This is a genomic window from Flavobacterium sp. (assembly GCF_040379285.1).
Lineage (GTDB): Bacteria > Bacteroidota > Bacteroidia > Flavobacteriales > Flavobacteriaceae > Flavobacterium.
This window is the reverse complement of sequence record NZ_JBEILJ010000069.1, coordinates 1-10,486: the sequence shown is the minus strand read 5'-3', so window position 1 is coordinate 10,486 and position 10,486 is coordinate 1. Positions and strand designations below refer to the sequence as shown.

The 10,486-nt window shown below is 40.1% G+C and carries 10 protein-coding genes; 3 read left to right on the top strand and 7 right to left on the bottom strand.

The features are described 5' to 3' along the window. From ABWO12_RS11360 to ABWO12_RS11350, 3 genes are all read left to right on the top strand, one after another. Positions 1 to 1,071 (top strand): ArnT family glycosyltransferase (locus ABWO12_RS11360; RefSeq protein WP_353089063.1); only part of this gene is annotated, 1,071 nt, incomplete at its 5' end. A 90-nt stretch (positions 1,072 to 1,161) separates the two neighbouring features. After that, the gene (locus ABWO12_RS11355; RefSeq protein ID WP_353089062.1) at positions 1,162 to 1,794 is read left to right on the top strand and encodes a hypothetical protein; all 633 of its coding nucleotides are present in this window, start codon (positions 1,162 to 1,164) and stop codon (positions 1,792 to 1,794) included. A gap of 96 nt (positions 1,795 to 1,890) precedes the next feature. Then, a complete protein-coding gene (locus ABWO12_RS11350; RefSeq protein WP_353089061.1) occupies positions 1,891 to 2,655 on the top strand; it encodes a hypothetical protein in 765 nt (254 codons plus the stop codon). A 161-nt stretch (positions 2,656 to 2,816) separates the two neighbouring features. Here ABWO12_RS11350 and ABWO12_RS11345 read toward each other — a convergent pair whose 3' ends face one another. From ABWO12_RS11345 to ABWO12_RS11315, 7 genes are all read right to left on the bottom strand, one after another. Beyond that, entirely contained in the window at positions 2,817 to 4,016 is a 1,200-nt protein-coding gene (locus ABWO12_RS11345) for a carboxylesterase family protein (protein ID WP_353089060.1), read from the bottom strand. A 349-nt stretch (positions 4,017 to 4,365) separates the two neighbouring features. Further along, positions 4,366 to 6,186: a T9SS type B sorting domain-containing protein gene (locus ABWO12_RS11340; RefSeq protein ID WP_353089059.1), complete on the bottom strand. Its 1,821-nt coding sequence runs from the start codon at positions 6,184 to 6,186 to the stop codon at positions 4,366 to 4,368. Between the two features lie 197 nt (positions 6,187 to 6,383). Beyond that, positions 6,384 to 6,668 (bottom strand): hypothetical protein, encoded by a 285-nt coding sequence (locus ABWO12_RS11335; protein WP_353089058.1) that lies wholly within the window; start codon positions 6,666 to 6,668, stop codon positions 6,384 to 6,386. Positions 6,669 to 6,914: 246 nt separating this feature from the next. Continuing rightward, positions 6,915 to 7,961, bottom strand: coding sequence for a nucleotidyl transferase AbiEii/AbiGii toxin family protein (locus ABWO12_RS11330; RefSeq protein WP_353089057.1), 1,047 nt, complete (start codon positions 7,959 to 7,961; stop codon positions 6,915 to 6,917). After that, on the bottom strand, positions 7,948 to 8,553 hold the full coding sequence (locus ABWO12_RS11325; RefSeq protein WP_353089056.1) for a DUF6088 family protein: 606 nt from the start codon (positions 8,551 to 8,553) through the stop codon (positions 7,948 to 7,950). The genes ABWO12_RS11330 and ABWO12_RS11325 overlap by 14 nt, the downstream gene beginning before the upstream one ends. A gap of 351 nt (positions 8,554 to 8,904) precedes the next feature. Continuing rightward, positions 8,905 to 9,300, bottom strand: coding sequence for a hypothetical protein (locus tag ABWO12_RS11320; RefSeq protein ID WP_353089055.1), 396 nt, complete (start codon positions 9,298 to 9,300; stop codon positions 8,905 to 8,907). Between the two features lie 4 nt (positions 9,301 to 9,304). Continuing rightward, a partial coding sequence (locus tag ABWO12_RS11315; protein WP_353089054.1) for a hypothetical protein occupies positions 9,305 to 10,486 on the bottom strand: 1,182 nt, incomplete at its 5' end.

Sequence of the window (10,486 nt, the reverse complement as noted above, 5' to 3'; positions counted from 1 at the left end):
TTGACTTTGATGGCTTCCGTTTGGTTTTCCATTTCCAGAAAAATCATGCCCGATACTTTTGCCGTTTCACTCGTTATCATTGGTTTGAGTTATTGGGTACAATATTGCATCCAAATCAGATTTAAGGATTGGATATTGGGTTTCGTCTTCATTTCATTCGGAGTGCTGAGTAAGATTCCGGCGGCTTGTTTGGTGGCGGCGTTGCTTCCGATGGTTTGGATGAATCAAATGCAACGAAAAACAAAAATCTTGATTTTTTCCGGGGCTTTTTTGTCGATCCTGCCCGCCATTGTCTGGTATTTCTATTGGGTTCCCTACTTAAATACGTTTGGATACCCTTGGTTTATTTCAAAGGGTTTGATGGAGGGAGTTCGGGAAATTCTTCCGCTTTGGCCATTGTTATTGGAGAAGTTTTACTTCACCAGTTTTTATAGTTTTCTTGCCCTGGCCGCGATGATTTACGGCGTTGTTGTCTGTGCTGTTAAACGCGACAAAGCCTTTTGGACTGGTGTGGCTTCGGTTACTTTGGTTTTTGTTTTTTACATGGTAAAAACGGGGTCAGTTTTCCCCCAGCACACCTATTATGTGATTCCATTTGTGCCTATTATGTGTTTATTCGTGGGCTTCGGCTTGAGCTCATTGTCAGGCTTGCGCTTTGGAAACAAGCTACCCAATGTGCTGATTTTTTTCATCGTATTAGAAGGGGTATCAAACCAAATGCACGACCATTTTATCAAAAAAAGTGAAATGTACAAACTCACCTTAGCATCGGAGGTGAGTAGCCACATACCCAAATCAGATCTTGTAATCATCAATTCAGGCGTGAATCCACAAGAATTGTATTTCCTAAATAGAAAGGGTTGGGTTGCGTTGAATGAACAAGTTTTGGATAACAACCAAATGAGCACATGGGTCAAGAAGGGTGCGAAATATTTGGTGTTAAATAAATCCAGTTATAAGAATTGGGTGACATTGGATATCACCCAATCGAGTGCCACGCCAGACGTTGAATTGGTATTTGAGAATGAACATTATGCGCTTTATAAATTGACATCAGATAGTACCGAGTAATCGAACGAGTGTTTGATTTTCTATACGATGCGGGGAACATGCTTTTTTGCGTCGTCAAAAAATGGTAATCTTGAATCAAATAAAAACGATATGAATTCTGCACTTAGTATTTCAAAGGGGCTCACTTTAGCCTTGGTATCAGCGACATTAATTTTTGGTATGGGTGCATGTGAAAAGGATCCCGTAAAGTCGATGCCTGGACCGGGAGAATATTTGAATTCTAAGGTTGGTTCCAATTGGAGTTATTCTACCACGGGGACATCGAGCAGCGACTGGACAGTGAAAGTGGAAGATTCAACTGCGCTTTATTTATCGAACACTTTTCAAATGTATAAGACAAATACCGCGGGGGTTATCAGTCGAAACTACTATCGTTACAGCAAGGGAAATTATAGCGTTTTGGTTTTGGATGCCGATGGCGCCACCCAAGAAATTGTTTATTTAAAGGATTCAATGCAGACCGGTAAAAAATGGTCGAAGTCGATTAAGGGATTGGGCGGAATTTTTAAGCAGTACAACTACGAAGTCATCGAAACGGTCTCTAAAACGGTTGGAAGTAAATCGTTTGAGAATGTTGTTCATATTCGATTAAACATACCATCTTTGGGCTATACATCCGATGCGTATTACGCGCCAAAAGTGGGTTTGGTGATGGTAGACGACGATTATGCATCGAGTGGAAATGCTTACCATACGGAAATCAAATCGTATGATTTGAAATAAAAAGGAGATTTTATTTTTTTCATTTGGGGGTTGAGCACTTTTAACGGTGTCTAGGGTTTTAGTTCTCTTTTTTGTCTAACCCTTTAATTAACCCTTATGAAAAACAAGTTATTAATTATCAGTGGAATCGCTTTGCAATGTTCAATTGTTCAAGGCCAAATCGAATTAGGAATGGGCGCGGGGATGTCGGTGTATCGTGGAGAAATTGGAGCTCATACCGCTGCTTCAAATTATGTAAATGCTACTGTTGCTCATGGCAAGCTAGCTACCCAGGGTTTCGCGAAATTTTCGATTTTACCCGGTGTTAAGCTAAGAGCCAATGCTGGATATTCAGAATACGCCGCCTTTGATAAATATTCAAGAGATGCCTTTTTTCAACAACGAAATCTGTCGCTAAATGGAAAAATATTGGATGGGGGTTTGATGGTAGAGTATTACCCAGTGTCACGGTTGCCGGTGTATTTCACAACTGGAATTAAGTATGGTTTGATGTCGTATTCAGTAAAGAATGCAAATGGTGAAGTGATTAGTTCTCAGGCAATGGGCAATACAAAATCATTTGTTGTGCCGGTCGGTTTGGGTATTGATGTACTAACAAACAGAAGGGGCAGCGTTTATTCGGTTGAGGTATTAACCAATCAAATAAATGGAGATGTTTTGGATGGTATGTCGACTTTGGAATCTCGACATAAGGACTATTATTCTACAGTTACCTTGAATTACCGCATTCCGATTTGGGGTGCAAATGATAAGATTAAAATATCTCGATCTGCCGCCTGTGGCCAAGGTGAATCGATGTCAAGGAACAAGAAATACCAAGGTCTTCCAAGAAGAAAAGTAGACCATTGTCCCACATTTTAAATTTCAATTAAGCTTTATATGTTGAATGCAAAGGGTCCGATAAATTTCGGACCCTTTGCATTTCTAAAGGAATGGTTTTTGATCATTGAACGGACAAATGTTTTATTACGAATCCGCGCATTACAATGTGTATCGATTGAGGCGTAAACGAGGAACTATTATTATTCCAGCACAATGGACTGAATTTCCAAAGCAGGATTTCCCCAAACTAGTTTGTAGTACCCTTTTGGCAAGTGGTTGAGATCCAGTACGGCCTGCTTATCGCCAATAAAACCCGACATTACATTCTGACCCAGCCCATTTACAATGCGATAGTTTCCTAATCCCACTGCGCCATGTTGAATGATTTGAATTAATCCTTGAGTAGGGTTGGGATAAATAGAAATGGCTTGATAGGTTTCTGGTTTTTTGATGGATTGAGTGTTTTGTGGAATCATGGGGTAGAAGAATTCTGCTATTTCTGTAACAGCTTTTTTGAAATCCTTCCCGTTATTGCCAAGTCCAGGCCATGAATGACCGCCAGTTTCTAATATCATTGAATCATATTTCACACCCGCAGAATCTAGTTTTGGTATCATTTTACCAGTGCCACAGAGCGTAACAACCAAAGCGTTGTTTAGGCCCGGTGCGCAGTTATAAGATACTGTGGCGTCGTCTTTGGCGTGACCCATCCAAACAGGTAAGTCATTTGGTGAGATATAACTGGTTTGATAAACTGCACCTGCCATGCTGTATAAGGCTTTTATTGGATTGCTATAACCGTTATTTCCGGCGTCACCATTCAGGGTTTTGATGCCGTTTTTGAGGATATCTTGGAGATTTGCGTCGAGTTCAGATTCGGATTTAACCCAACCTGTGTGTAAAGATGCTACTGCACCGGCAGAGTATCCTCCCAAAAAGAATGCGGTTGTATCCACTTTGTATTGGTTACTCCCCGATGCGTCTTTGACAAAATAGCGTAGTGAAGCTTTTACGTCGGCAATGGATTGTAAAACGGCATTGAGTTGAATTTTTTTGTCGGTTAGGAATAAAAAGGCATTGGCCAAACGATAGTTGACGGATACAGCCACGTAGCCTTTCTTGGCAAACGCGGTGCAAAAATCAATACAGTCTTGACTTGCCTTGTCACCCGCGTAAAATGCGCCGCCATGAACATAAACAATCAATGGTCGTTTACCGAGATTGTCGTTGTTGGGTGTGTAAATGTCCATTTTGTGATAATCATCATTGAAGACATCAGAGTAGGTCACTGTGGTTTTTGTGACTGCTGTGAAGACAGGGTCCAAGTATCGGGTATTCTGAGCGCGGGTTGCATTGATCGCCAAAGTTGTGATGAAGAGGATGTTGAGTAATTTTTTCATGAGGGCAATATACAAGAAAATGAAATTTTTTGGGGGAAAATGATGGAGGTTCTCAGATTATTATCTAACCTGTAACTTCCGAATTAGTCAAACCAAATTCAGTAGTTCGATAATTCTGCTTTGGTAGAGGCTCTCAGATTATTATCTAACCTTTGATTTTAATAATCGGACAAACCAACCCCTCTTCGTCGGACTGAAATTGACCCCCTAAGTTGAGGCAAATCAATGATGCATAATAAGGATGTAAACACTGGTAACATTGGTTATTTTTGGATGTGAGTATTTCCGACGGAGATGCGTCAGTTTACAGCGACTCATAGGGTTTGTCGTCAGCGTTTTTTCCAATAACTCAACGTAATAGTTGAATTGATGTATTTAAGTTTTCAGATTTGTTTTGAGATCCCGAAGTACTGTTTGGTTTGTATTTCAAAACAACCACATATGTTCCTGCAGGGGCATCGACATTTCGATATGTACCATCCCAACCTTCGGCGGCGTTGGTAGTAAAGAATACCTGCTCTCCCCAGCGATTGTAAATTGTCATTTCGTAATTGTGAATCGATTTTCCTGGAATAATAAACACATCGTTTTTACCATCTTTATTGGGGGTGAAAGCATTGGGGATGTAAAGAAACCCAGTATCATCGAGTTGGCATTTCTCTACTTTTATTATAATGGTATCCAATTGCCAGCAGTTATCAATGGATTTCAATACCAATGTGTCGTCTTGAATTCCGTGGATTTGCAAAACGCTCAAATCGCTCAAAAATAAGTTTTTGCGATACCAAGCCAACTTTTTTGTTAGGCCTGTCAAGGCGATGGAATCTCCTATGCACAATGTGTAATTAATTTTGTCAATGGCTTTGTGCTGGGGGTAATTTTGAACCAGAAATGTGTCAACTAGCGAACAACCAAGCAATTGAGAATTTCGTATATAACAGCCCGGTATTGAAACGGATAACTGTTGATTTTTACTACCGGAATTCCATTGGTAATTGTTCTGATTTGGGAAGGATTGTAAGCCGATGGTTAATATGCTGTCCTTACATTTTTTAACGGTTACAGTGCTTGTTGTAACACTCAACGATTTATTAATAATGATGGAATCTCGTGCAATACATCCATTTCTATTTTTCTCAACCCAATACAACCCTGGGCTAATGACATTTAAGGTAGGGGAGGTATCACCGGTAGACCACAGAAACTTATCGGTGTTATGCTGGGAAGAACTTTTCAATGCAAGCGGATTTTTTTGATTACATAAATCTCCAGTTTTTATCAATGTAAACGGGCATCGAATTTGGTAGTCGGTGGATAAAAAGCCCCTCTCCAAAAGGTTTTGATTTTTCCAGAATAATACGCTAGGTTTACAGTTATACCTAAAGAGCCGAGAAACAGAATCAGTGATTTGCGTTTTTGCCCTAATGGTAATGTACTGTCCTGAATTAGCTCCTTTGATTTCTTTTCTTACCCGATAATAAAATGGCTCCATTGTCTTGTAAGGCACTGAGCTTCTGTCATAAATTCCCGAAGTATACGGGAAATAAGTACTTGAATCGAGTTCGTATACATCCTGCCTACGAATTATAGCAATTAGATCCCCTTCGGAATTTGGGCTATTACTTTGCGTGATGTAAATTTTAAAGTCTTCATAGGGATTCAACTTTTTATTAAAAAATTTAAATGGAATGCGATAAGCTTCGGCCGAAGCGACCAGAAAGCTCAAATTGTAATTGCTGTCTTTTAATAATGGGGCATTTAATTTTAAACTAAATCCGAAATCGGAAAAAGTATCACCGTTCACGAGAATGTGAGCAGAAACGCTGGAATCCAAACTGAAGCGGTCCCCATATTCGGAATAGTTTGGAATTAACTCAAATACCTTGCAAGAATTATGTCTCAGCGTATCAAAGCCATCTAAATGATATTGCCTAAAATAATTTTCTTGATATAGATCAGAAGCCATATTGGCTTTAGTATATAATTTTTTATAGTCCGCACCATACTTTAAATAAGTGTCTCCGCCGCCACCAGGAAATTTTTCTTTACGCACCAACTTACCATTGACAAACTGCTGAGATTGAACTTGGTTCACGAATCCAAAGCTTAAGCAGAATGTCAAAATTCCTAATGTTATTTTGCGTCCTAATAAATGTAACCTAGTTTTCATCAATGTAAATTTTAGAAGTAATTTGGAATAATCGGCCAAGTCGTCCCTTCTTCGTCGGACTAAAATTGACCCCCTACTTATGCGACAGTTAAATATGTAAACTTCTGAGTTAAACATGGACCAAATTGATTGTTTTGATTGGGTCAAATTACCCCGACGAAGTGGGGTCAATTTACTCCGACGAACAGGGGACAATTTCAGCGTTTTTTCCATATAGGCATATCCCAAGGTTTAACATCTTTATAGCCCATTTGTTTCATTCCAAAAACCCATCTATCAGACTGGTTTTCAACAGACCCACTCCAATCATCACCATAAGTCAATTTTATGTTATCATTTAATATCTTAAGATCATCTTTTGATAAATTATTGTACAGGGGTTGTATAACATTTTGTTCGTTAGATAGAGTTTGAGCATCCCATTTCTTAGCATCCGCACCCTTTAAGACCTTTCCTTCAAACAGTTTATTTATTGTGGGCATAACATCTGGAATAATCGGACAAACTGACCCACTCCGTCGGACTGAAATTGACCCCCGCAGTGGAGGCAAATTATAGGTACTAATCGGGGTGTTAAATCAAGAACACTTTGGGCGTTTTTGGATGTGAGTAGTTCCGACGGAGATGCGTCAGTTTACAGCGACGAATAGGGTTTGTCGTCAGCGTTTTTTCCACCTGAAACTCTATCTTCGGTTATTTGATTTATGGGAAGAGGTCCGTCAAATAAATTACGAATTGGGAACGGGAAATGAGAGTTCAAAGATCCATTCCACTGCTTGTAATTGAGTTCTCAATTCTTGCAGGTTGTTTATTAAATCATCAAATGAGGGTTTGTGTTCTTCGTAGATCATTTCCTCCATCATTTTTGCGTAGTCGGCTTTCCATTCTGCCATTTTTCCCTCAACCGGAATGGGATTGAGAGTGCGTGGATTGTGCAGATTATAATCTACATCGCCGACCCTTGAAAACTTGTAGCGGTGTGCCACAATTGTCTCATATAGCTCCTTGTCGCTGATGGCCTGTTTAAATATACCCGCTTTGGTTAAGTGATAAATGTCGTATAAATGACGGCTCAATCTATCTACCCTCATTTTTTCTGCATGACGGTGGAACTCTTCGTGCAGCAAGAATAACTTTTCTAAAAAAGTCCGTTCCGGATTAACGGTCGGCACTTCAAATAATGATTCTGCAAAATCCCTATCAGCATAATGTTCATCTACCATCGACCCAAACTTCTGAGAAGTAAATGGCTCTCGCAATGATCGGCAACTGATTTCCAACAGCACCCGAGGTAATACATATTCCGTGGGTTGGGCTATGATGTTTGGGTAATAAATCTCAATAATTCTGGGGTCCTGGTCGCCTTCGCCACTATCTAAAATTTTACATTCAAGTACATCAAAACCTCTTTCCTTGAATGCCTCTTGTAAATCAGCGAAGAAGGTGCCTGTTGTGTAATTGCCAGCTTCTTTTCTCAGCTTACTTATTTGTGTTCTGGTTATGTCTCCTTGATAGCCCTCAAAAAACTCCTTATCAATAGCCAAATCAATATCTTCCGAAAATCGGTCAATCAGTTTCCATGCTTTACTCAATGAGGTGCCGCCTTTGAATACCAAATGTGCAGCGATATCCATCTGAAAGATTATGTTTAGGGTCCGGCTTACCCACCAGTCTTTTTCAACAGCAAAGGGTGTCATGCCCATTTCTGTAGCAACGGCATTAAAAATAGCTTCTTTCTCTGCCTTGTCTATGTTATAAAAATCAAGCTTCGCCATCAGATAATGCTTTTTTTATGATTTTCTGAATCCATACCGGCGCTAGGGCGATGTCGTGTTTGAGATCCGTTTTATCTTCTTTCTGAAGCAGGTTGACAATCTTCTTTTCTTCCGCATCCGTTACCTTGCCGCTGCCAATTTCTTTTAATGCTTGTATAGCCAGGCGACTTATTTTTCCTTTGGTCATTAGGTTTTTGGGTGTAGTCTTCTTGAATTTAATTGTGCGCTTGCCTACCTTTATTTCACGCGGCGAGCCATCTGTAAGCAATACAATATTCATGGGTACTTGGGTGCTCAACCCCAGGGCGTTCAAAGCATAGCTTCCGGTTGGTAAAGTTCGTATCCGGTCGCGTTTGGCAATGGCTTCTGCTACCTCTTCAGCTGAGGGTATTAGTTTACCCAAAAAGCTACTCTCCTTGGGTAGAACATAAATGCCTTGAGCCACTCTGTAGATCACACCTTCTTTTTCTAACCTAAACAATGATATCCTTACCGCTTCGGATGATCCAAGATCGCTAAAATCGGCGGGCAGAAACAGATCTCCTGCAGGAAGGGCTTTTATACTTATCAATATGCTCTCTTCTATGCTCATTCTTTATTTTGTAACAAATTTATTCAATATTTGTTACGATTGGGTCATTTTGTAACAAAAAAAGAAAATATTTGTTACAAACACTTGTTACTAATCGATTTGACGCCAGTGTGGAAAAAACGCCGAACACAAACCCTATTCGTCGCCGCGAACTGACCCATCTCCGCCGGAACCAATCGCCTCCAAAAACAGCCGCCTTATTCTTGGCTTAACACCTCAGTTAATACCTGTAATTTGCATCTGAGGAGGGGTCATTACCCTGAAAAATCTAGTTTAGAACGGTGCGATTTTTTGGGAAGAGGTCACTATCTGGCACATAAAACAAAAGCCCGCAATTGCGGGCTTTGTTGTTTAACTTTTTTGCCTGATTACGGCAAGTGTAATTAGCAGTACAATTGGTATAACAAAATACAGTAAAATTTTAAGAGTGTTTTTACTTCCTGCTTCACCGTATTTTTGATGGTAGTCTTTTAATAATCGCTTGGTTCGTTCTCGGTTATAAAAGAACCAAAGCCCAATCCACAGAGGAACAGCAAGAAAAAAATACATTGTTTTGTTTATTCCATACGCTCCAAAATTAGGCAAGCTAATTATATTAAAGCCTGTTATATCCCTTATTATTTCTGCAATTAAGAGAACGTGTATTAAAATGGAAAATAGCACGTGAGCAGAAGAATCAATTCTTCCACCACCTTTGCTTTTCCACATATTGTAAAAATAGCAGTATATAAAATTGTAAATGTTCATCGTGCTATTTTTTACCGTCTAAATAATATTGTGTGATACTCATTCCATTGTGTGTGCTTTGAAAATACATATCGCCTAAAAAGTATCCTCCGCCTACAATCCAACCCGCTATCGGTATAGAATAACTAATTCCATATATTATAGATTGTATGCCTAAATCTGCTGCATGGTGTGCATGAAATCCATTAACGGCTCCATCTGCAAGGGTCATACCTGCACCTAATAAATTTGACCCCCTACTTACTTGGCTTGTTAACTTCGTATACCAAGCCCCTGAGCCTAAAACTCTAAGATTACTCACGCTATTAACTTTTGCAATGCTAATGCCCCTTACTTCAGCAACAGCTGCTTTCATCATAAGTTCTTTAGTTCCCCAACCAATTCCCAAAGCTCCAAGCCCTGTATTTACGTTGTTGTATGTTGGGTCTCCAGAAGCACCCCCCCCACGTTGAGCTTTCTCAGTTGTATTGCTTTGCCACCATTCCCATCTCACTTGTTGTTTTATTCTAACTTCACCTACACTTATTTCGTTTGCTGGTTCGCCTCCTTTAGTATCTACCCGATTAGACACTGACCATTCCCCTTTGTGGATACCAGAATTGGCTTTGGATACATGACCCCGAGCGCCATGGGAATACTTATACAATTGAGCACCAAGCCATGTTTTAAAATCTCCTTTAGGGTCTGTATAAAAAATGGGATTATCGCCATTAATTGCATAGGGGCTTACACCGATAACAAATTTTGGGTCTTGATTCCACCTTCTCCCCAGCCTTGTATCATATTCCCAAAATGTTGCTGTATTATGATTACCGGGTCCACTTATTTCGTCGGTTTTTTCTTGGGTGTTAAACCCAAACCTATAAGCCTCACTGGAGAAGCTTCGTCCATTTATAGGCGCCCCGAAGGGGTAATAATCGGAAGTTGAGGTTATTTCGGGATTAAAGTAGATAGTTGCGCTAGAAACCTTATAAATGGGTTTATCAGAGACGGTTACAAGGACATTTCCGAGGTGGTTTGCGAGTTCAAAGGATTTGAGACCCAGTGCACGACGGGAGGTATTGGCTCCGCCCCAGGCGGGAGAATAATTACCTGCTTTGTAGAGTGTATCCTTACGATTATCTACACCAACTCTAGAAGATCCATAGATGCTATGCTCCTGGGCCACGTACATGAGTTGGCTGGT